Consider the following 22,184-nt stretch of genomic DNA (forward strand, 5'->3'; position numbering starts at 1 on the left):
ATGGATGTCATCGAACTGACGCAACGTCTGATCGCCTTCGACACGGTGAACCCGCCTGGGGCGGAACGTCCGGCGATGGAGTTCTGCGCGGGTCTTCTGGCGGCGGGCGGTTTCGACTGCCGGATGATCCCGCAGGGGCCGGGGCGGTGCAACCTGATCGCCACGCGCGGCACTGGAACGGGGCGGGCGCTCGGCTTCACCGGTCATCTGGATACGGTGCCTTTGGGGGCCGCGCCCTGGGCCTTTGCGCCCCATGCCGGGACGGTCCTGGACGACCGGCTTTATGGCCGGGGCAGCACCGATATGAAGGGTGGCGTCGCGGCGTTCATGGTCGCCGCGCTGGACGCACCGCCGCCGCCGGGGGGCGTGGCGCTGCTGTTGACCGCGGGGGAAGAGACCGGCAGCGACGGCGCGCGCGCCATGGTTGGCGCCGGGCCGCTGCCGCCGATCGGCGCGCTGATCGTGGCCGAACCGACCGAGAACCGCGCCGTGCCCGGGCACAAGGGCGCGCTGTGGCTGCGGCTGCGGGTCCATGGCGTGACCGCGCATGGTTCGATGCCCGAGCGCGGGGTGAATGCGATCGGTCTGGCCGCCCGCGCGCTGGCACGGATCGAGGCGCTGGACCTTGGGGCGGCGCATCCGGTGATGGGGGCGCCCACGCTGAACATCGGAACGATTGCGGGGGGGCTGAACACCAATTCGGTGCCGGATCTGTGCGAGGTGACGCTCGATCTGCGCTCTGTCCCCGGGGTCGCGCATACCGATCTGATCGCGGCGATCCGGGCGCTGTTGCCCGCAGGAACCGAGGTCGAGCCACTGATCGACCTGCCCGCGGTCTGGACCGACCCGGCAACGCCCTGGCTTGGCGCCATCACCCGCGCCAGCGCCGCGATTTCCGGCGCGCCCACCGACCCCGTGGCGATGAGCTATTTCACCGACGCCTCGGTCTTTACCCCAGCGCTGGATGGGGTTCCGACTGTCATTCTGGGCCCGGGCGATCCCGCGATGGCCCATAAAACCGATGAATATGTGTCCATTGCCCGCCTGCACGAGGCAGTCGCGATCTATCGCGGGGCGCTGGCCTGTTGGGAGAGTGAGCGATGAAAGACCGAAGCGCGGATTTGCCCGGCGCGTTGGAGACCTGCCGCGCCATCGCGCAGGGTGAATGGAGTGCCGAGGCCGCACTGCGCGCCCGGCTCGATCGCTGCGCGGCGTTGGAGGACGATCTGGGCGCCTGGGTGCATATCGACGCGGCCGGGGCCCTGGCGGCGGCGCGGGCGCTGGACCAGGGGCCGGTGCGGGGCAAGCTGCACGGGGTGCCGGTCGGGGTGAAGGATATCTTCGCGGTCCGCGACCTGCCCTGGCGCTGCGGCTCGCCGATCTGGCGCGACCGGGTGGCGGATTTCGACGCGGGCGCAGTCGCGCTGGCGCGGCAGGCGGGTGCGGTGATCCTGGGCAAGACCGAGACCACGGAATTTGCGGGTTATCAGCCCGCGCGCACCCGCAACCCGGTGGTGCCCGGCGCGACGCCCGGGGGCTCGTCTGCGGGCTCGGCGGCGGCGGTGGCGGCGGGGATGGTGCCGATCGCGCTTGGCACGCAGACCTCGGGCTCGATCATCCGTCCGGCCTCGTTTTGCGGGGTGGTGGGGTTCAAGCCCTCGTTCGATCTGATCGAGACGGGCGGCATCAGCGTCTTCGCGCGCAGCTTCGACACGGTCGGCGTCTTTGCCCGCACGGTGCCCGATGCAGCGCTGGCGGTCGAGGCGCTGAGCGGGCTGGAGTTGCAACCCGAAGACGGGATGGGGGCGATTGCGCTGTCGACCCTGCGCAGCCCGGTCTGGGATGCGGCCAGCCCCGAGATGCAGACCGCCTGGGTCGAGTTTGCCGACCGGCTTGCGCTGCGCACCCGGCTGCGGCACGCGCCGTTTTCCGAAGGTCTTTATGATGCGATGGCCGGGATCCCCGCGCTGCATGCGCGGATCATGGCGGCCGAAGCGGCGCAGGCGCTGGCCTATGAAGCGATGATCGCGCCCGATCAGCTGTCGCAGGGGTTGCAGGCGCAGATCGCGCAGGGCGCCGCGCAATCGTCCGCGCAACGCCATGCCGACCGGGCGCAGATGATTGCGCTGAGGCAGCGCGCGATGGCCGAGACGCGCCCGGGCGACATCTGGCTGACGCCCGCCACCCCCGGTGCCGCGCCGCCCTTCGACAGCGGCACGGGTGATCCGATCTTCAACCGGATCTGGTCATTGCTGGGTTTTCCCTGCTGCACGGTGCCGATCCTGCGCGACCCCGCGCGCCGCCCGATGGGGGTGCAGGTCGTGGGCCGCCATGGCGATGACCGCGCGGTGCTGAGCGTGGCGCACTGGCTGCTGGAGCGGTTCGGCGCAGGTGTCTGAGCCGGCCTGACGACCGCAAAAAGACCGGCGACATCCCTGCCGCCGGTCTGAATCTTGCCACCTGTCCCGGTGTTATTTCGCCGACAGAAGTTCGGGCACCGACAGCAGGATAAATTCGTTCTGCGCCGCCTGGCCGATCTCGCGCCCGCCCGAGAAGGGCAGGTTGTTGTCATTGGCGACCATGATATGCGTTTCGTCCACGCGGGCCACGTCCTCGATGGTGAAGAACGGGAAGGTGAACGGCCCTTCGGCGGGTTTCAGGCCGGGCAGGGCCTTGCCGTCCGGGTCCTGAATGTTCATCAGGTCGATATGGCCGATGCGGCGGATGAAGCCGTCCGCGTCGATATCGGCGGTGTCGAGCAGGACGATGTTCTTCACGCGGGCCGGGTTCGGGAAGCAGGCGCTGGTGTCGCTCGCGCCCTCGGCACAGGCTTTGGCCGCGTCGCCCTCGCCATTGTCACGTTCGATCACCAGCGCGCGGGTCGCGTCGATGAAGTTGAAATCGCCGATCGCCTTGGCGCCCTCGGACAGCTTGAACTTGAAGCTTTGGCCGGTCCAGTCCTGCGCGGCGGTGTCGAAGGTGATGACACGCAGGAAATCGCCTTCGGTTTCGCCGCCTTCGACCAGCAGCGGTTTTTCCAGCATCGCCCACAGCAGCCCGGTGTCGGGTTGCAGCGCCATGCCTTCATAGCCGCCCGAACGCTGCACGCGGAAGTCCTTGCCCGCTTCGGCCGGAACCCGAACGCCGGGGGTATCCGGCCCCGCGATCACCGCGCCGTCAAGTTTGGTCTCGAAGACCCCGAGCACGCGCCCATCCAGCGCCACGCGCAGCAGATAGGGGCCGAATTCCTCGCCGATCCAGATCTCGCCGTTCAGATACTGGATGCTTTCGGGGTCGAAATCCGCGCCGGTCAGATAACGCGCCTCGCTCGCCTCGTTGGCGATGCGGAACGGGATCTTGCCGTCGGGGTCATGCAGGAAGACGGTTTCCTTGCGCGCCACGGTGCCGGTGGTGAAATCGGGCATCATGCGATGGAAGAACAGCGCCGCATCGGGGCTGTTGAGCTTGGAGCCGAAGCCGTTGTCGGTCAGCACGAACCAGCTGCCATCCTCGGCGCGGTTCATCGCGAAGCCCGACATGCCCTGCACCGGCTGGCCCAGGAAGGGCAGCGCGATGCCGGTGTCGTGGCCGCCATAGCTTTTGCCGACATTGCCCATCACGCTCATCGGCTGATCGTTGCGGGCGGTGCCGGTGAACTTGCCCGAGACCCACAGATCGCGCGGGGCATCGGCGGGCGGGGCCACCATGCTCAGCGCGGGCAGATAGGCGTGACCGGCCAGGGTGGCGGGAAACACGTCTTCGGCCAGGGCCGGGGTGGACAGGGCGGTGCAGGCCGCCAGAAATGCGAGTTTGAAACGCATCGGAAACTCCTTTGATTTGCCTGCACGGGGTAGCCGCATCGCATGACGCTCAGGCGGCGATGGGGTAAAGCTTTCTTGACGCGGAAAAGACACCGCCCGCCGCCCGGCGGTGCGGAGGGCGTTATGGGCGCGCGCGCAGGCCCGGGCTCAGGTGTCCGGCGTGGTCCCGGGGGGCGGCGCCGGTACTTTCGGGCGTTCCGCCGCGCCCCAGAAGCCGTCGATCTTGCGGTTGATCCAGGCAAGCCCGGCCAGCGCCAGCCCCAGCCCGACGAAGGACACCACCCGCGTCAGCCCCGACAGCCCGCTCATGTCGATCAGGAAGACCTTGGCGATGGTCAGCGCGACCCCGGTCATCGCCGCGCGCCGCATCCAGCCCGAGCGGCGCAAGACCGCCACGGCCAGCAGCCCCAGCGACACCGCCAGCATCGCCACCGTATAGCTGTAAAGTTCGCCATCCGAAGGGCCGGGCTGCCACAGTTCCGGCCCGCGCCAGAGCCTGCGGATTTCGACAAATCCCCAAAGCAGCACAAACAGCGCCGCACTTGCCCCCAGAACCGGACGCAGCATCCGCGCCAGCGGGCGCCCCGGCTGACCCAGGGCCCAGGACCCGACGCCCAGCGTCGCGGCCAGTGGCAGGAAGGCCAGCGTCAGGCTGTCGAAGATCGGCGGGCCCAGAACCCTGTCTGCCCACTCGAAGGTCAGCATTTCGGATGTCGTGGTGCTCAGCCGCAGTGCGAAGATCAGCGCGACCCCGCCAGAGATTGCGGCAAAGACCGCGCGCAGCCTGCGCAGCAGCGATGCGCTCGCGGCCAGTCGCCACATCTGCCCCAGGGCCGAGCCTGCCCAGATCGTGGCGCTCAGCCCCTGCATCCAATGGGTCGAGAAGGCGTCTTGCGTGCCGATCGCGCGGGCAAGGGCCAGCATTGCAATCAGGGCCGCCGTGGTGAGCAGCGCGGATTCAGCCACCGCCCGCAGCGCGCCCCTCTCGGCGCGGGCGAGGCGACGGGTCGCTTCGAACCCGGCCAGCGCGCCCAGATGGCCAAGCAGGAATTCACCCCAGCTGGCGACGTGCAGGCTGTGATCGAGGCCCGGGTCCACCAGCAGCCGATACCCGATCACCGCGGCTCCCAGTTGCGCGATCCAGGCCAGTGCGGGCAGGGCGAAGCGGCGGTCCACCGCGCTTGTCAGCGCCATCAGCAGCGCCAGCCCCAGCGTCAGCGCGGCCTTGCTCAGCAGCAGGAAGAAGGCCAGCGCGATCATCAGCGTGGCCGCCGCGGCAAAGAGCCCGGTATCGCGCGCGCGGGTGGGGCCGCCCAGCCGGGCGCGCCGCTCGGCCATCAGCACCAGAACCGCGGCGCTGACCATCGCGGCCATCGCCCAGGGCGCATTGCCGATCACCAGACGCGGTTGCCACAGGAATTCGAGCGTCAGTGCCGTCGCGGGCAGGATCGCGGCCGAAATCAGCGCCCAGATCAGGCTGGCCTCGGGGGGCGCATCGCTGCGGGTCCGCACCGTCCGGTGCAGCCGCCAAAAGGCTGCGGCCGCCATCGTCGCCGCGGCCGCCATCACCCACCACAGCGCCGTCGGCATATCGGTTTCCGGTGGTGCAAGACGATAGCTGTCGAACCCGGAAAACAACGCCGTGCCCAGGATCGGTTGCGCGGCCAGTGCGGCCAGGAAGCCCGCCGTGGGCAGAGAGATGGCGCCATCCAGCGCCGGTGCCCGATGAAGCCACAGCGCGATCGCGACAAACAGCCCCGCAAGGGCGGCAAGGCCCAGACCGGCGTCGGCGGGGCTGCCTGCGCGGTCAAGGGCCACAAGCGTGGCGGCCCCCGTGGCGATCGCGATGCCTGCTGCGCCCAGCAACGTGGGAAACGCGGGCCGCGCGCCGCGCCGCGGCGGCCACAGGGGCGCCCCGGTTTGCACCGGTTGCAGCTGCCGTTCGGGCAAGATCAGTGCCCCGGCGGCCAGCACGAATGCCGCCCCGATGAACCCGGGCGCAAAGGTTGCATCGGCATGCACGGCCAGCAGCCCCAGCGTGGCCACACTCAAGGCCAGCGCCGATACCCAGGCCCAGCGGCGCAGGCTGTCGATCGCAAGCCCGGCCAGCCCGAGGATCGCGAAATACCCGTAAAGCGGTGTCGCATCCACATCGCTTGCGGCGACAAGGAACGGGGCAACCCCGGCCCCGAGCAGCCCCACCGCGGGTAGCACCGGCCCATAAAGCCAGCCCAGCACCACCGCGCCCGCCGCCACCAGCGCCACGCCGCTCAGCGCGGCGCCGGCTCCGATCAGCCCGTAAAGGGCGTTGGCCGACAGCAGGCCGATGAACAGAACCACCACACCGGCCCCGGCCAGGGTCGAGGGCAGATGGCGGATCGTGGGCGTTTCCACGTCCCCGTGACGGCGCCGCAACCACTCGCCCCCCGCGACAAGGGCAGCCCCGAGCGCGAGCGCGCCCAGAACGCGCATGGGCGGCGTCAGCAGCCCGCGCTCGACACCGTATTGCACCATGAACAGCCCGCCCAGCACCAGCGACAGCGCGGCGATTGCCAGCGTCCAATTCGCGCGCAGCCAGGCCCCGAGCCGTGCGACGTTTTCAGCGCGCAGCACATAGGACCGGGACGGCGGGGCGATGGGTTCCGGGCGGGGCGCTGGCGACGGTTGTTCGGTCATGCGCTCTGCCGCGTCTTGCCGGGGCAGGGCCAGCGCCGGCTCTTTCTCCGGCGCTGTCGCGGTTTCTGGCGCGGCGGGCCTGTCGGGCTGCTGGGCTGCGGGCGCGATGCGGGCGATCTCGGCTTCGAGCCGGGCGATCCGGTCCTTCAGGCCGCGCTGCCCAAGCAGCAGGACGGGCAGCCCGATCAGGATCATCAATCCATAAAGGATGCCCAAAAGACCCAGTAAAATCAGACCGCTGTCCATCGACTTGAAAACCCCGTCACATTCAATCCGCGCAGTCTGTTGCTTTTGCCCCTCAATATCAAGGCGCAGGCTGTCAATCCGGGGCGCGACGGGCCCCCGAACGGACGATGCAGATAACGTGCGGCGCTGGCGAAAATCGCCATGCCGGTAACGGCATGGCGCAGGGGATGGCGCGGCCTTCAGGCCGCGTGCCAGCGGCTGGGTCCGCCGGTCCAGTCCGGGAAGCCGGCCAGTTCGAGCGCGGCAAGATCGACGAGATCGCGATCTTCCTCTTGCGCGACGGCCGCCGCCCCGGCGCTCAGCAGCGCATGGGCGATCCGGTCCAGATCTTCGGCCGGAACGGGGCGGGTGGAGCGGGGCGGCGCACCTGCATCGGCCAGCTGCAGGGCGGGCAATCCGGCGCGCAGCGCGGCGTTGCGCAGCACGGGGGCCGTCACCCCGTTTTGCGACAGACGCTGTGCCTCGGCCAGGATGGCCGCGCCGATCCGCGCGGCCAGCGCCGCCTGCACCGGATCGCCCGCGTCGGCCGCACGCAGCCCCCGCTTGTTCAGCCGCTGGCGCAGGAAGAACCGGGTCGCAAGCAGGTTGCGCGCGGCGGGTGTGGTCAGAAGCGTGCCGAAATACCCGGCCTCGATCTGCAGGCCCTGCGCGATCGGCAGCCGCAGCCCTTCATAGACGCACGACAGGATCGCCGCCGCAGCCGGGCGGAACGGGCCCGCAGTGCTGGCGGCCTGGGCATTGGCAAAGGTGAAGGCGGTGAAGGCCTCGATGCTGTTGACGGGCAGGCCCGGCGGGCGAAAGCCGCGCTGATCCCAGGGCTGGATGGCGGGAACCCGGCCTGCCTCCAGCGCCGCGCGGGCGGCGGCCAGCAGTTCGGCGGCCGGAACCACCGCGTCCAGAAGCCCGATTTCCAGCGCCTGGGACGCGTCAATCGGTGTGCCGCCGGTCAGCAGGGGCAGGGCGCGCGCGATCCCGATCAGCCGGGGCAGACGCTGGGTGCCGCCCGCGCCGGGCAGCAGACCCAGACCGACCTCGGGTAGGCCGAAGCGCGCGTCGGGTGTCGCCGCGGCGATCCGGGTGTGACAGCCAAGCGCCAGTTCCAGCCCGCCGCCCAGTGCCGTGCCGGGCAGGGCCGCGCAGACCGGCTTGCCGCAGGTTTCGATCCGGCGGATCAGGGCGCCGAGACTGGCGAAACGGGCCGCCGCCTCGGGCGCGCTCAGCCCGGCGTCGAGCACCTGTGCGACCTCGGCCAGATCGGCGCCCACGACGAAGTTGGGCTTGCCCGATGTCAGGATGACCCCACGGATCTGCGGATCGGGGGCCAGACGGTCGAATTCGGCGGCAAGCGCGGCAGCCAGGTCGGTCGAGATGACATTCATGCTCCGCCCGGGCTGGTCGATCGTCACGGTGGCGATGCCGCAGGAAATTTCTGTGTTCAGCATGGCGACCTCCTCAGATCCGCTCGATGATGGTGGCCACGCCCATGCCCGCGCCGACGCACAGCGTGACGAGCGCGGTCGTCTGGCCGCGGCGTTCCAGCTCGTCCAGTGCGGTGCCCAGGATGATCGCGCCGGTGGCGCCCAGCGGATGGCCCATGGCAATGGCGCCACCGTTGACGTTGACCTTGCCGGGGTCGAGTTCCAGCGCCTCGATGAAGCGCAGGGCGATTGCGGCGAAAGCCTCGTTCACCTCGAACAGGTCGATATCTGCGGCGGTCATGCCCGCGCGCCTCAGGGCCTTTTGCGCCGCCTCTGCGGGGGCGGTCAGCATGATCGTGGGTTCCGAACCGATTTCGGCCCATGCACGAATGCGCGCGCGCGGGCGCAGGCCTGCCGCAGCCCCCGCCGCCGCCGTGCCCAGCAGAACCGCCGCCGCGCCGTCCACGATCCCCGAGGAATTGCCGGGGTGATGGGCATGCACGATCTCGTCGAGTTGCGGATACCGGTTCAGGGCGACGCGGTCGAAGCCCGCAGCCCCCATTCCGGCGAACGAGGGTTTCAGGCTCGCCAGGCTCTCGACACTGGTGCCGGGGCGGATGGTTTCGTCCTGCGCCAGCAGGATCTGGCCATCGCGCCCATGGACCGGCACCACAGAGCCCGCGAAATGGCCTGCCGCCCAGGCCGCGGCCGCGCGGCGGTGGCTTTCGGCGGCATAGCCGTCCAGCGCCCCGCGGTCATAGCCCCAAAGCGTGGCGATCAGATCGGCCGAGACCCCCTGCGGCACGAAATGTGTGGGCAGGGCCACCGCCGGATCGGCCCCCCAGGCGCCGCCATCCGACAGGATCGGCACCCGCGACATGCTTTCCACGCCGCCCGCCACGATCATGTCGGCCTGTCCGGCCATGATCTTGGCGGCGGCCATGTTCACCGCCTCCAGCCCCGAGGCGCAGAACCGGTTCACCTGAACCCCGGCCACGGTTTCGTCCCAGCCCGCGGCGATGGCGGCGATCCGGGGCAGGCACTGGCCCTGTTCGCCCACCGGGCCCACGATGCCCAGGATCACGTCGTCCACGCGGCCGGTGTCGGGAATGGCGCGCGCCTCCAGCGCCTGCAGAAGGCCGGTGGCCAGCCGCACGGGCGTCACGCTGTGCAGCGCGCCATCGGCCCGGCCGCGTCCGCGCGGGGTGCGCAGGTGGTCAAAGATGAATGCGTCGGTCATCGTATGCGCCTCACTTCGGGGGCAGGCGCAGCGCGCCGTCGATGCGGATCGTCTCGCCGTTCAGCATCTGGTTGGCCACGATATGCAGCACCAGATCGGCATATTCGGCAGCATTGCCCAACCGCGAGGGATAGGGCACCGAGGCCCCCAGACTGTCTTGGGCGGCCTGCGGCAGCGAACGCAGCATCGCGGTTTCGAAAATCCCCGGCGCGATGGTGCAGACCCGGATGCCAAGCGGCGCGAATTCGCGCGCGGCCGGCAGGGTCAGCCCGACGACCCCGGCCTTGGACGAGGCATAGGCGGTCTGGCCGATCTGGCCCTCATAGGCCGCGATCGAGGCGGTGTTGACGATCACGCCGCGCTCGCCGCCCTCCAGCGGATCAAGGGCCTGCGCATCCTGCGCAAACAGACGCAGCATGTTGAAGGTGCCGATCAGGTTGACCTCGATCCCGGCGCGATAGGCATCAAGCGACATCAGCCCCTGCTTGCCCAGCACCTTGCAAACGGGCGCGACGCCCGCGCAGTTCACCAGGATGCGGGCCGGGCCGTGCGCGGCGGCCGCGCGGGCGAAGGCGGCCTCGCCGCTGGCGGCATCGGATACATCGACCGGGATCGCGAGCCCGCCGATCTCGGCCGCGACACGGGCGGCGGCCTCTTCGCTCAGGTCGAACAGGGCGACACGCGCGCCGCCCGCGGCCAGCGCCCGGGCCGTTGCCGCGCCCAGGCCCGAGCCCGCGCCGGTGACGATTGCGGAGGTTCCGTTCAGTTTCATGGCAGGTCTTTCTTTCGCTGTGGTCCGTGCATCGGCGGGTCAGAACTCCCGCGCGATGATCTCTTTCATGATTTCGTTGGCGCCGGCATAGATCCGCTGCACCCGGCTGTCGGCGAACATCCGGGCGATCCGGTATTCCTCCATGAAGCCATAGCCGCCGTGCAGCTGCAGGCAGGCATCCAGCACCCGGCTTTGCATTTCGGTGGTGTGCAGCTTGGCCATCGAGGCATCGGCGGGGCCAAGCGTTCCGGCGATATGGCGCGCGATGCAGTCATCGACGAAGGTGCGGCTGACGCGCACCTCGCGCAGGCAATCGGCCAGCATGTGACGGGGCACCTGCAGATCCAGCAGCCGCCCGCCGAACGCCGCCCGGTCGCGGGCGTGGTCTAGCGTCAGCTCGATCCCGTGTTCGCTCATCGCCTGCGCGCCGACCGCAACGCCCAGCCGTTCCTGCGGCAGTTGGGTCATCATCTGGATGAAGCCCTGACCTTCGATGCCGCCCAGCAGGTTTTCGGCCGGAACCCGGACATTCTCGAAGAACAACTCGGCCGTGTCCGATCCCTTCATCCCGATCTTGTGCAGGTTGCGCCCGCGCGCAAACCCCGTGGCATTGGCGGTTTCCAGCACCAGAAGCGAAATTCCCTTGGCGCCGCGCGCGGGATCGGTCGAGCAGGCAACGATCACCAGATCGGCCATGATCCCGTTGGTGATGAAGATCTTCGATCCGTTGATGACATAGCTGTCACCATCGCGCCGGGCGGTGGTGCGCAGTGCCTTCAGATCGCTGCCCGCGCCCGGTTCGGTCATCGCGATCGCGCCGATCATCGCGCCGCTTGCCATCTGTGGCAGCCAGCGGGCCTTTTGCTCTGCGGTGGCATAGGCCAGCAGGTAATGGGCGACGATGGTGCCGTGAATGAGCTGCTGGAACGAGGTCAGCCCGCAATAGCCCAGTTCTTCGGCGATCACCGCCTCGAAAGCGAAATCGCCGCCCGAACCGCCGAAATCCTCGGGGATCGAGGGCAGGAGGGCGCCGATCTCTCCGGCCATCTGCCAGAACTCGCGGTCCACGAAGTTCTGCGCACGCCAGCGCTCTTCGCGGGGCAGGGCCTCGTCGGTCAGAAAGCGGCGCAGGGCCGCGCGAAACAGGGCCGCTTCCTCGGTTTCCCAAGGGCGGCGGGGTCGCAGATCCATCGGTTTGTCCTTTCGTGCGGGGATCAGGCGTAAAGCGCCTCGATTTCCGGGTCGTATTTCTTGAAGATATTGGCGCGGCGCACCTTCATCGTGGCGGTCACCTCGTCGTCGTCATGGTCCAGTTCCTTGGTCAGCAGGTGGAATTTGCGCACCTGCGCGACCTGCGCGAGGCTGGCGTTATGGGCCTGCACCTCGCTGTCGATCAGCGCCACGACCCGCGGGTTTTCCACCAGCGAGCGATAGGTGGTGTAGGCAAGCCCCTGTTCCTCGGCCCATTTGCCGACGATCTCGGCGTCGATCTGGATCAGCGCCGAGACGAATTTGCGCCGCTCGCCGATGACGATGCATTCCTTGATGAAGGGGCTCGATTTCATCGTGTTCTCGATTTCCGAGGGGGACAGGTTCTTGCCGCCCGCGGTGATCATGATGTCCTTGAGCCGGTCGACGATGCGGAACTGCCCGTCGGTCTGGCTGACCACATCGCCGGTATGCAGCCAGCCGTCGCGCATCGCCTGTGCGGTCGCCTCGGGGTTGCGGTAGTAACCCGCAAAGACGGTTTCACCGCGCATCTGCAATTCGCCCTGTTCCCCGATGCGCACCTCGGCATTGGGGATCGGCACCCCGACCGAACCGGGCTCCAGCCGGTCCAGACGCTGCGCCAGGGCCACGCCCGAGGTTTCGGTCGCGCCGTAGACCTCGATCAGGGGCAGGCCGATGGTGCGGAAATACTGCACGATCTTGGGCGAGATCGGCGCGGCGCCGGTCAGCACCAGACGCGCCCGGCGCAGGCCTACGAAATTCTGCAGTGCGCGGAACACCAGCCAGTAATAGAACTGGAAGGTCGCCTTCTGGCGCAGGCTGCGGCGGGCAGGGGGCACGTTGGCAAAGCCCTCGCAGGCGCGCAGCGCGCGTTCGTAGATCGCCTTGCGCAGCCCGCCCGCCTCCAGCACGCCGATATGGATCGAAGAGTGCATCTTCTCCCAGATCCGCGGGACGCCCAGAAAGGTGGTGGGGGCGACCTCGCGCAGGTCTTCATGCACGGTGCGCAGGCTTTCGCCGAAATCCACCCTGGAGCCCGCATAGATGGGGGTCATCGTGGTCAGCATCTGTTCGGCCACATGGCACAACGGCAGATAGGACAGATGGGTGTCGCGCGCGCTCAGCCCCAAGGTCTGCTGCACCGCGAAGGCCTGCGCGCGCAGGTTGCGATAGGACAGCATCGCGCCCTTTGGTTTGCCCGTCGACCCCGAGGTGTAGATCATCAGCGCGATGTCATCGAGCCGCTGCTGTGCCAGTGTCTCGGGCACCAGACCCGGCGCGCGGGCCCGATCGGCCGCACCGTCGGATTCAAGCTGCGCGAACGAGATGACCAGATCGGCGGGATAGCTGCGCATCCCCTTGGGTTCGATCACCACGATGCGGTGCAGCGCGGGCAGGCTGTCGCGCACCTCGATGACCTTGTCGACCTGCTCCTGATCCTCGCAGATCACCACCTCGGCGCCGGAATGTTCCAGCACATAGCCAACCTCATTGGCGGGCGAGGTTGCATAGACGCCGACGGTGACCGCGCCGCACAGGCCCGCGCCCATCTGCGCCAGCACCCATTCGATGCGGTTTTCCGACAGCACCGCGACATGGCCGCCACGCCCGACCCCGAGCGCACGCAGCCCGTGCGCCAGATCGGCCGAGCGTTCGAAATAGCTGCGCCAGCTGGTCGGGTTCCAGATCCCGTAATCCTTTTGCCGGATCGCCGTGCGCGCCCCCAGACGTTCGGCATTCTGCGCCAGCATTTGCGGCAGGGTCAGTTCGGGCAGGGTATTTGGCGTCATTGCGGTCTCTCTCAGGACAGCCAGCGCTTGCGGCGCTTGTAATGCTTGATGTTGCGATAGGATTTTTCGCCGCCGTGGCCACCATGGCCGAGGTAGAATTCGCGCACGTCCTGGTCGTGCATCAGCTTTTCGGTCGGCCCGTCGAGCTGGATCTTCCCGGTTTCCATGATGTAGCCGTAATGCGCGATGGCCATGGCGACATTGGCGTTCTGTTCGACCAGCAGCATCGACACGCCGGTCTGGCGGTTGATCCGCCCGATGATGGTGAAGATCTCTTCCACCAGCAGTGGCGACAGCCCGAGCGAAGGCTCGTCGAGCAGGATCAGCTTGGGCTGGGCGATCAGCGCGCGGCCGATGGCCAGCATCTGCTGTTCGCCCCCCGACATGTAGCCCGCGCGCTGGTGGCGGCGTTCGTGCAGCCGGGGGAAATAGTCATAGACCAGATCGAAGGGCGTGCGCGCGACGCCGCGCCCCGACAGCGCAAAGGTGGCGGCGGTCAGGTTTTCCTCGACCGTCAGATCCTCGAAGATGCGCCGCCCCTCCATGATGTGAAACAGCCCCGCCCGCACCAGATCGTGCGGGCGCATCCGGGAAATATCCTGTCCGTCGAACAGGATACGCCCGGCGCTCAGGGCGCCGTCCTCAAGCCCCAGAAGCCCCGAGATCGCCTTGAGCGTGGTGGATTTGCCCGCCCCGTTGGAGCCGAGCAACGTCACCACCTTGCCTTTCGGGACCGACAGGGACAGGCCGCGCAGGGCCTGCACCGCCTTGTTGTAGATCACTTCGATATTCTCGACCTGAAGGATCGGGTCGGATGCGTCTTGGCCCTGCGCCATGGATCAGCCCCCGACCTTGATCCAGTCGGACACCGGCAGCATCTTCTGCTCGGCGGCGCTGTATTGATAGACCCGCCCGACCGGGATCGAGTTGCCGGGGATCGAGATCGGAACGCCGATCAGCCCGCCGGTGTCGAAATCGGTGATCGTGTTCATCGCGGCCTTCAGCGCGGGCGCGGTCATTTCCTGCCCGGCCTCGATCACCCGCCGGGCCGATTCCAGCAAGACCATCGCGGTGATCATGCCCTGGGTATAGCCGGTGGCCTGATACTCGGGGCGCATCTGGCGGATCGTGTCGAGCATCGGCGCGGGTTCGTCGTCGTAGTAATAGCGATAGGGCATCACACCCATGAAGCCGTCGGCCGTCTCGCCCACATCCGCCCAGATCGAGCTGTCCATGCTCCAGAACGTGCCCATGAATTTGGTGTCGAGGCCCATCTGCTTGGCCTGGCTCATGAATTCGGGCAGCGGGGCCAGAATGTAGCCGTGGAAGATCACAAAGTCGGGCCGCGCGCGGCGCAGTTTCAGAACCTCGGTCGACACATCGACGGCGGTTGGCGGCGTGATGATTTCGGCGGTTATTTCCAGCCCCAGATCAGCGGCCTTCTTGCGCGACGATTCAATCGGATCACGGCCGAACTCGCTGTCGGAATTGACCAGCACCACCTTGGCGCCGGGCTTCTCGGCGGCGATGTATTCCATCAGGATCGAGATCATCTCGGAATAGTCGGGGCCGGCCATGAACAGGTTCGGGTAGGCCTCGGGGTCGTTGAGTTCCGAGGCGAAGGACGCGCCGCCCATCAGGATCTTGCCGCCGCGCTGCAACTCGGGGGCGATGGTCTTGGCGAAGGCGGTCGAGTCGCCGTAATAGAGGTTCAGATCGTTCTGGCTGGTCAGCTTGTTGAACACCGCGACCGAAGTGTCGGGCTTGTAGCCGGTATCCTCATAGGCCAGCCGCACCCGACGCCCGGCGATCCCGCCCGCGTCGTTGACGATCTTGATGTAGTCCTGGATGCCGCGCTCGATGGCGATGCCGGCGAAGGCGAAGACCCCGGTCAGCGGCAGCGAACCGCCGATGACCAGTTCGCCCGCCTCGGCGCGGACCTGCAGGGCGCTTCCTCCCAGAACGCCTGCAGACAGCGCCGTGGCGCCCATCAGTTGCAGCAGATTTCGACGTGAAACCGTAGTCATGCGTTTTCCTCCCAGAATGCGACACGGATGCGTTGTCGGCCGGGTGCGGCCGGAATGCGGGGATGGCTCAGGTGCGGAATGGCCAGAGCCGGAAGAAGCGGCGGATGCGTTGGACGATCTCGGTCAGGCCCTGCGGCTCGAACACCAGAAAGCCCACGATCAGCGCGCCGAAGACGATGGTGCGCACGGGCGACAGGATCAGCCCGGCGTTGGGGATGACCGGGCCCAGCAATTCGACGCCGAAGCGCAGCAGTTCGGGCACCAGCGTCATGAACAGCGCGCCGATCACCCCGCCCAGGATCGTGCCCATGCCGCCCACGATCACCGCCGCCAAAAGGAAGATCGAGGTCAGCAGAGGGAAGCTTTCGGGCGTGACGACGCGGAAGAAATAGGCCCACAATCCCCCCGCGACCCCGGCGTAGAACGACGCCAGCGCAAAGCTCATCAGCTTGTAGCGCAGGATCGGAATGCCCAGCACCTCGGCCGAGATGTCGCGGTCGCGGATCGCGATGAAGGCGCGCCCGATGCGGTTGCGAAACAGGTTGGCCGCCCCCGTCACCATCAGCACGCAGATCGGCATGATCAGCCAGTAAAGCTGGGTATAGTCCACAAGCGCGACCCCGAAGACCGTGCCCGGTTGCAGGCTGATACCCGCGCTGCCGCCGGTGACCGCGGTCCATTCGACGAAGACGAAATGCAGGATGAACGAGGCCGCAATCGTGGCGATCGCCAGATAGAGCCCCTTGACCCGCAGGCTCGGCAGGCCGACGATCACGCCGATCCCGGCCGCCAGCAACCCGCCCGCCAACAGGTTGAGCAAGAGCGGCGTGCCGATGTCGCGTTCGAGCCAGGCCACCGTATAGGCGCCGATCGCCATGAAGGCCGCATGCCCCAGGCTGACAAGCCCGGTGAAGCCGGTCAGAACGTTCAGCCCGGTCGCCGCGATTACATTTATCAGCACCAGACAGGCCAGATAGGTCCAGTAGGCGTTGAAGGTGAAGGGCAGCACCGCCAGCCCGGCCAGCAAGACTGCCATCCACACCTGTTGCGGGCGCGTCGTCAGCAGGGCCTCATCGGCGCGATAGGTTTCTTTCGCAGTTCCAATGATCATTACAGTCGCTCGATCTCATGGGTTCCGAACAGGCCGTAGGGCCGGATGACAAGGGTCACGATCAGCAGGCCGAAGGTGACGACGGACTGGTATTCCCCGCCCAGGTAAGACCCGGTCCAGGCCTGGATCAGCCCCAGCCCGAGCCCGCCGATCAGCGCGCCGAGGATCGAGTCGAGCCCGCCCACGATCACCACCACCAGTGCCGACAGGCCGAAGATCCCCATCGAGGGCGAAATCCCTCCGATCGCGCCCAGCAGAACGCCGGTTCCCGCCGCGGTGGCGCAGCCGATGATCCAGGCGATGGAGAACACGCCGGGCACGTTGATACCGCAGGAATAGGCCGCAGCCTGATCCGAGGCGGTGGCCCGCAGCGCAACGCCCCCGCGCCAGAACCGGAACAGTGCCAGAAACACGCCGATCACCAGCGCCGCCGCGATGAACGCGACCACGATCTTGCGCGAGACATAGGCCTCGCCGATGAACACCGGGGTATTGGCGATGAAGCCGGGCAGGGTGCGCGGATCGGTGCCCCACAGCATCTCGACCAGGCCGACAAGGACCGAGCCGAGCCCGACCGTGACCATGAAGACCGAAATCGGGCTTTTGCCCAGCATCGGCCGGATCAGCCCGCGTTCGACGATGGCGCCCAGAACGCCGCCGCCCGCGATGGCCAGCGGCAGCGCAGCCCAGACCGGCAGGCCCATTCCGGCCGCGAAAGCCAGGAACAGATAGCCGCCCAGCATCAGCGTTTCGCCCACGGCCAAGTTGATGACCCGCGTCGCCTTGTAGATCAGCACGAAGGACAATGCGGTCAGCGCCAGCAACGCGCCAGAGCCCAGGCCCGCCAGCGTGACCTCGGTAAAGAACAGCAGATCGTCGCTCATGCGGCACTCTCCTCGGCGTGCAGGCGGCGCATCAGCGCGGCCGGATCGCCGCTGCCCAGGTAGGCTTCGGCGACATGGGGGTCGTTTTGCACCTCTTCGGGGCGGCCCTCGGCGATCTTGGCGCCGAAATTCAGCACCGCGACATGATCGGAAATATCCATCACCAGCCCCATGTCGTGTTCGACCATCAGGATGGTGACGCCCCATTCGTCCTTCACGTCCAGAATGAAACGGGCCATGTCTTCGGTCTCTTCGCGGTTCATCCCGGCCACCGGCTCGTCCAGGAGCAGGATGCGCGGCTGCATCGCCAGCGCGCGGGCCAGTTCGACGCGTTTTTGCAACCCGTAGGACAGCATCGCGACCGGCTTGTTGCGGATGTGGTCGATTTCCAGGAAGTCGATGATCTTGCGCTCGATCTCGGCGCGCAGCGCCTCTTCTTCACGCGCGGCCGGGCCCAGATGCAGCAGCCCCTGCAACAGGTTGGTGCGCAGATGCGCATGCCGCCCGAGCTTGATATTGTCGAGCACGGTCATGCCCCGGAACAGGGCGATGTTCTGAAAGCTGCGCGCCATGCCAAGTGCGGCCCTCGACGAGGCCTTGACGCGGCTGATATCCTGCCCGTCCAGACGCACGGTGCCCGCAGAGGGGCGGTAAAACCCGGAGATGCAGTTGAACATGGATGTCTTGCCCGCACCGTTCGGTCCGATCAGTGCGGTGACCGACCCGGCCTGTGCCGCAAAGGACACGCCGCGCAGCACTTTCAGCCCGCCGAAGGCCAGCGTGACATTGTCGACTTCCAGGGTGGCGCCCCTTGCCTCAGGCATGATTGAACCCACCCCCCATTTCGCATTTCTGCGCCATGACGGCCTTCCTCCCTTGTTGGGTCTTCCAGGTTCAACCGAACCGATTCGTGGTTGGCGTTAAATCAGCAACCACATGATATAAAATGGAAAACCCTGCTCCCTTATGCACAGACCCGCGGCGCCATTCGTTTCCTCCCCCTGGCGGTCTCGGGTTTCTGTTGCTCTAAACTTACTCACGAGTATAGAAACGTTTCAACAGAAATTTTTGCGAAATGAAGGCGCACACGGAAAATGGCAAAGACACCGATCAAGGCCGTGCGCCCCGACCAGGCAGAGCCTGTTCCGGGGGATCGCCGGCGCAACCGCGAGGTCAAGCGCGAGGCCGTTCTGGCGGCGGCGGTGAGCGCCTTCAACGAGAAGGGCTTTCGTGCGGCCTCGCTGGACGATGTGGCCGCCCGGCTGGGGGTGACCAAGCCCACGATCTATCATTACGCCCGGAACAAGGACGAGATCCTGTTCGATTGCGTCAAACGGGGGCTGGAGATCATTCTGGAAGCGATCGCGGCCCTGCCGCAGGACAAGCGCTTGGGGCGGGATCGGCTGGAGGCGGCGATGACCGGCTATGCCTTTGCGATGACGCAGGATTTCTGCCGATGCGTGACGCGCACCGCCGATACCGATTTGGCCGAACCGAGCCGCAAGGAGTTCCGCAAGCTCAAGCGCCATATCGACGATGTGATGCGCGGGCTGGTGCAGGCGGGCATGGATGACGGGTCATTGCGCGCGGGCGACGCGCGGATCGTCACCTTCACCCTGACCGGCGCGCTGAACTGGATCGGGCGCTGGTACGAGCCTACGGGCCAATTGAGCCGCGACGCCGTCACCTCGGGGGTGGTGGCAACCTTGATGGCGGGGCTGTCGAGCGGCGTGTGACCCGCACCCTGACGGCCCACGCCACGCAGCCCTGCAGTGTTCGCAGGGCGGTGACAGCCGCTGCCTGCGGCGATGCCCGCCGCTTGTTTGCCGAATGCGCCAACCAGATGTTGACAAGGCGGCACATTCGCCTGCTATATCGTGTTGTCTTGGTGCCCGCGACTCGTCGTGGGTGAAAAGGGAAGCCGGTGCGATACCGGAGCTGCCCCCGCAACTGTGAGCGGTGAGCTGAGGCCCGTTATCCACTGGCGCGTCAGCGTCGGGAAGGGGGGCCGGAGCGTTCGAACCGCGAGCCAGGAGACCTGCCAGGACATGAGAAACGAAACCGGACGGAGGGTCCGGGGATGTCGTATCTGCCGTGGCCCGTCGTGCCGCGGCGTGCCTCGTCTCCGATCCTTTCGCCCATGAGCACAGGTCAGGAGACCCCGGATGAGCATTACCGTCTATTCCAAACCCGCTTGCGTGCAATGCACGGCCACCACCCGCGCGCTGGCCGCCCGTGGGCTTGCCTTCGATCTGATCGACCTGACCGAGGATGCCGCGGCGCTGGCGCGGGTGACCGAACTGGGTTACCGGCAGGTTCCGGTGGTGATGGCGGGTGACGACCACTGGGCCGGGTTCCGCCCGGACAAGATCAGCGCGCTGAGCTGAGGCCGCTATGGGCGGGCTGGTCTATTTCTCGTCGCGTTCGGGCAACACCGAGCGCTTCGTGCGCACGCTGGGGCTGACGGCCGATCGTATTCCGATCGCGCCCACAGCGCCGATGCCCGCCCCCCGCGCGCCCTTCGTTCTGATCACGCCGACCTATGCCGACGGGCAGGGGCGCGGCGCGGTCCACCCCCAGGTGATCCGGTTCCTGAACGACCCGGACACACGCGCCCATCTGCGCGGCGTCATCGCCTCGGGCAATCGCAATTTCGGGGCGCTTTTCGCGCTCGCCGGGGATGTCATCGCGCGCAAATGCGCGGTGCCGGTGTTCTACCGCTTCGAGCTGGCCGGAACACCCACCGACATCGCCCGGGTCACAGAAGGACTGGACAGGTTTTGGAAGACGCAATTCTCGACCGCGATCTGAGCGATGCCGCCCCGGCGACGGCGGTGCCCGCCGAATGGCAGGGGCTGGATTACCACGCGCTGAACGCGATGCTGAACCTTTACGACGATCAGGGGCATATCCGCTTCGAGGCCGACCGCATGGCCGCGCGGCAGTATTTCCTGAGCCATGTGAACCAGAACACCGTGTTCTTCCATTCGCTGGAGGAAAAGCTGCGTTATCTGGTCGAGGAAGGCTATTACGAAGCGCAGGTTCTGTCCCAATACAGCCCGGCATTCCTTGCCCGGATCTGGGATGCGGCGTTCGGGGCGAAATTCCGCTTTCCGACCTTCCTAGGGGCCTTCAAGTATTACACCAGCTACACGCTGAAGACGCGCGACGGGAAGCGCTATCTCGAACGGTTCGAGGATCGGGTGGTGATGGTCGCGCTGACGCTGGCGCGGGGCGACGAGGCGCAGGCGCTGGCATTGATGGCCGAGATCATCGCCGGGCGGTTCCAGCCGGCGACGCCGACCTTCCTGAACGCGGGCAAGGCACAGCGCGGCGAGTTGATTTCATGTTTCCTGCTGCGGCTGGAAGACAACATGGAATCGATCGGGCGGGGCATCAATTCGGCGCTGCAACTGTCCAAGCGCGGCGGTGGTGTCGCGCTGATGCTGACTAACATTCGCGAACATGGCGCGGCGATCAAGGGGATCGAGAACCAGTCCTCGGGCGTGATCCCGGTGATGAAACTGCTGGAAGACAGCTTTTCCTACGCCAACCAGCTGGGCGCGCGGCAAGGCGCAGGGGCGGTCTATCTGAATGCGCACCATCCCGACATCCTGCGCTTTCTGGATACCAAACGCGAAAACGCCGATGAAAAGATCCGCATCAAGACGCTGAGCCTGGGCGTGGTGATCCCGGATATCACCTTCGAACTGGCCCGCAAAAACGATGACATGTATCTGTTCTCGCCCCATGATATCGCCCGGGTCTATGGCAAGCCGTTTTCGGAAATCTCGATCTCCGAGCGCTATCACGAGATGGTCGACAACCCCAAGATCCGCAAGAAGAAGATCAACGCGCGCGGGTTCTTCCAGACGCTGGCCGAGATCCAGTTCGAAAGCGGTTATCCCTATATCATGTTCGAGGATACGGTGAACCGTGCCAACCCGGTGGCAGGACGGATCACCATGTCGAATCTGTGTTCGGAAATCCTGCAGGTCAACGAGGCGTCCGAATTCAACGATGACCTGAGCTATCGCCATCTGGGAACGGATATTTCGTGCAACCTCGGTTCGCTCAACATCGCCAGGGCGATGGATGGCGGCGATCTGGGCGCGACGGTCGAGACCGCGATCCGCGCGCTCAATGCGGTTTCCGAGATGTCGGCGATCGATTCCGTGCCGTCGATCCGGCGGGGAAATGACGAAAGCCATGCGATCGGGCTGGGGCAGATGAACCTGCACGGGTTTCTGGCGCGCGAGCGTATCCATTACGGTTCGGCCGAGGGCATCGACTTCACCAATATCTATTTCGCCACCGTGCTTTACCACTGCCTGCGCGCCTCGAATGCGCTGGCGCGCGAGCGGGGGCGCAGCTTCGTGGGGTTCGAGGCCTCGAAATACGCCGACGGCAGTTTTTTCGAGACATACACCACCCGCGACTGGTTGCCGGAAACCGAGACCGTGCGCGCGCTGTTCGCGCGCTTCGGCATCACCGTGCCCACGCGCGCCGATTGGGCAGCGTTGCGCGAGGCGGTGATGACGGGCGGGCTTTACAATCGCAACCTGCAGGCGGTGCCGCCCACCGGCTCGATCAGCTATATCAACAATGCCACCTCGTCGATCCATCCGATCACCGCGAAGATCGAGATCAGGAAAGAGGGCAAGATCGGCCGCGTCTATTACCCGGCCCCCTATATGAGCAACGACAATCTGGAATTCTACCGCGATGCCTATGAGATCGGGCCAGAGGCGATCATCGACACCTATGCCGCGGCCACGCAGCATGTCGACCAGGGCCTGTCGCTGACGCTGTTCTTCAAGGACACGGCCAGCACGCGCGACATCAATCGCGCCCAGATCTACGCCTGGAAGAAGGGCATCAAGACGATCTACTACATTCGCCTGCGCCAGATGGCCCTTGAGGGGACCGAGGTGCAGGGCTGCGTTTCCTGTTCGCTGTGAGGCCCGCC

Annotated in this window: 18 protein-coding genes and 1 riboswitch; of the genes, 6 read left to right on the forward strand and 12 right to left on the reverse strand. The window is 66.8% G+C overall.

Features of this window, described 5'->3' with window-relative positions; translation table 11 throughout:
* Together P2G62_RS15210 and P2G62_RS15215 are read left to right on the forward strand one after the other, a co-directional pair.
* On the forward strand, nucleotides 1–1,104 hold the full coding sequence (locus tag P2G62_RS15210) for a M20 family metallopeptidase (protein ID WP_275735770.1): 1,104 nt from the start codon (nucleotides 1–3) through the stop codon (nucleotides 1,102–1,104).
* Complete coding sequence (locus P2G62_RS15215; protein WP_275735772.1) at nucleotides 1,101–2,399, forward strand: amidase; 1,299 nt, start codon at nucleotides 1,101–1,103, stop codon at nucleotides 2,397–2,399. The genes P2G62_RS15210 and P2G62_RS15215 overlap by 4 nt, the downstream gene beginning before the upstream one ends.
* A gap of 72 nt (nucleotides 2,400–2,471) precedes the next feature.
* On the opposite strand, the gene P2G62_RS15220 is transcribed toward P2G62_RS15215, so the two are convergent.
* The 12 genes from P2G62_RS15220 to P2G62_RS15275 all read right to left on the reverse strand — a co-directional run bounded on the left by P2G62_RS15220 (nucleotide 2,472) and on the right by P2G62_RS15275 (nucleotide 18,039).
* On the reverse strand, nucleotides 2,472–3,821 hold the full coding sequence (locus P2G62_RS15220) for an esterase-like activity of phytase family protein (RefSeq protein WP_275735773.1): 1,350 nt from the start codon (nucleotides 3,819–3,821) through the stop codon (nucleotides 2,472–2,474).
* Between the two features lie 147 nt (nucleotides 3,822–3,968).
* A complete protein-coding gene (locus P2G62_RS15225; RefSeq protein WP_275735774.1) occupies nucleotides 3,969–6,692 on the reverse strand; it encodes a DUF2339 domain-containing protein in 2,724 nt (907 codons plus the stop codon).
* A gap of 230 nt (nucleotides 6,693–6,922) precedes the next feature.
* Nucleotides 6,923–8,185, reverse strand: a complete 1,263-nt coding sequence (locus tag P2G62_RS15230) for an enoyl-CoA hydratase-related protein (RefSeq protein ID WP_275735775.1) — start codon at nucleotides 8,183–8,185, stop codon at nucleotides 6,923–6,925.
* 10 nt (nucleotides 8,186–8,195) lie between these two features.
* Nucleotides 8,196–9,401 (reverse strand): acetyl-CoA C-acetyltransferase, encoded by a 1,206-nt coding sequence (locus P2G62_RS15235; protein WP_275735776.1) that lies wholly within the window; start codon nucleotides 9,399–9,401, stop codon nucleotides 8,196–8,198.
* Nucleotides 9,402–9,411: 10 nt separating this feature from the next.
* On the reverse strand, nucleotides 9,412–10,173 hold the full coding sequence (locus tag P2G62_RS15240; protein WP_275735777.1) for an SDR family NAD(P)-dependent oxidoreductase: 762 nt from the start codon (nucleotides 10,171–10,173) through the stop codon (nucleotides 9,412–9,414).
* Nucleotides 10,174–10,212: 39 nt separating this feature from the next.
* The gene (locus P2G62_RS15245) at nucleotides 10,213–11,364 is read right to left on the reverse strand and encodes an acyl-CoA dehydrogenase family protein (protein ID WP_275735778.1); all 1,152 of its coding nucleotides are present in this window, start codon (nucleotides 11,362–11,364) and stop codon (nucleotides 10,213–10,215) included.
* A 23-nt stretch (nucleotides 11,365–11,387) separates the two neighbouring features.
* Complete coding sequence (locus P2G62_RS15250) at nucleotides 11,388–13,193, reverse strand: AMP-binding protein (protein WP_275735779.1); 1,806 nt, start codon at nucleotides 13,191–13,193, stop codon at nucleotides 11,388–11,390.
* Between the two features lie 11 nt (nucleotides 13,194–13,204).
* Nucleotides 13,205–14,029 (reverse strand): ABC transporter ATP-binding protein, encoded by an 825-nt coding sequence (locus tag P2G62_RS15255; protein ID WP_275735780.1) that lies wholly within the window; start codon nucleotides 14,027–14,029, stop codon nucleotides 13,205–13,207.
* A gap of 3 nt (nucleotides 14,030–14,032) precedes the next feature.
* Nucleotides 14,033–15,220 (reverse strand): ABC transporter substrate-binding protein, encoded by a 1,188-nt coding sequence (locus P2G62_RS15260; RefSeq protein WP_275735781.1) that lies wholly within the window; start codon nucleotides 15,218–15,220, stop codon nucleotides 14,033–14,035.
* A gap of 67 nt (nucleotides 15,221–15,287) precedes the next feature.
* On the reverse strand, nucleotides 15,288–16,331 hold the full coding sequence (locus tag P2G62_RS15265; protein WP_275735782.1) for a branched-chain amino acid ABC transporter permease: 1,044 nt from the start codon (nucleotides 16,329–16,331) through the stop codon (nucleotides 15,288–15,290).
* Nucleotides 16,331–17,215 (reverse strand): branched-chain amino acid ABC transporter permease, encoded by an 885-nt coding sequence (locus tag P2G62_RS15270; protein WP_275735783.1) that lies wholly within the window; start codon nucleotides 17,213–17,215, stop codon nucleotides 16,331–16,333. Before P2G62_RS15270 ends, P2G62_RS15265 begins: the two co-directional genes overlap by 1 nt.
* The gene (locus tag P2G62_RS15275) at nucleotides 17,212–18,039 is read right to left on the reverse strand and encodes an ABC transporter ATP-binding protein (protein WP_275735784.1); all 828 of its coding nucleotides are present in this window, start codon (nucleotides 18,037–18,039) and stop codon (nucleotides 17,212–17,214) included. Before P2G62_RS15275 ends, P2G62_RS15270 begins: the two co-directional genes overlap by 4 nt.
* 270 nt (nucleotides 18,040–18,309) lie before the next feature.
* On the opposite strand from P2G62_RS15275, the gene P2G62_RS15280 reads away from it, so the two are divergent.
* The 4 genes from P2G62_RS15280 to nrdE all read left to right on the forward strand — a co-directional run bounded on the left by P2G62_RS15280 (nucleotide 18,310) and on the right by nrdE (nucleotide 22,176).
* A complete protein-coding gene (locus P2G62_RS15280; RefSeq protein ID WP_275735785.1) occupies nucleotides 18,310–18,951 on the forward strand; it encodes a TetR/AcrR family transcriptional regulator in 642 nt (213 codons plus the stop codon).
* A 133-nt stretch (nucleotides 18,952–19,084) separates the two neighbouring features.
* Nucleotides 19,085–19,276: riboswitch (cobalamin riboswitch) on the forward strand.
* A gap of 104 nt (nucleotides 19,277–19,380) precedes the next feature.
* Complete coding sequence (gene nrdH, locus P2G62_RS15285; RefSeq protein ID WP_275735786.1) at nucleotides 19,381–19,602, forward strand: glutaredoxin-like protein NrdH; 222 nt, start codon at nucleotides 19,381–19,383, stop codon at nucleotides 19,600–19,602.
* 7 nt (nucleotides 19,603–19,609) lie between these two features.
* On the forward strand, nucleotides 19,610–20,026 hold the full coding sequence (gene nrdI / locus P2G62_RS15290; RefSeq protein ID WP_275735787.1) for a class Ib ribonucleoside-diphosphate reductase assembly flavoprotein NrdI: 417 nt from the start codon (nucleotides 19,610–19,612) through the stop codon (nucleotides 20,024–20,026).
* Nucleotides 20,023–22,176: a class 1b ribonucleoside-diphosphate reductase subunit alpha gene (gene nrdE, locus P2G62_RS15295; RefSeq protein ID WP_345799277.1), complete on the forward strand. Its 2,154-nt coding sequence runs from the start codon at nucleotides 20,023–20,025 to the stop codon at nucleotides 22,174–22,176. The genes nrdI and nrdE overlap by 4 nt, the downstream gene beginning before the upstream one ends.
* Nucleotides 22,177–22,184 lie beyond the last annotated feature (8 nt).

The sequence above is a fragment of the Paenirhodobacter sp. CAU 1674 genome, from assembly GCF_029222945.1.
Lineage (GTDB): Bacteria > Pseudomonadota > Alphaproteobacteria > Rhodobacterales > Rhodobacteraceae > Rhodobacter.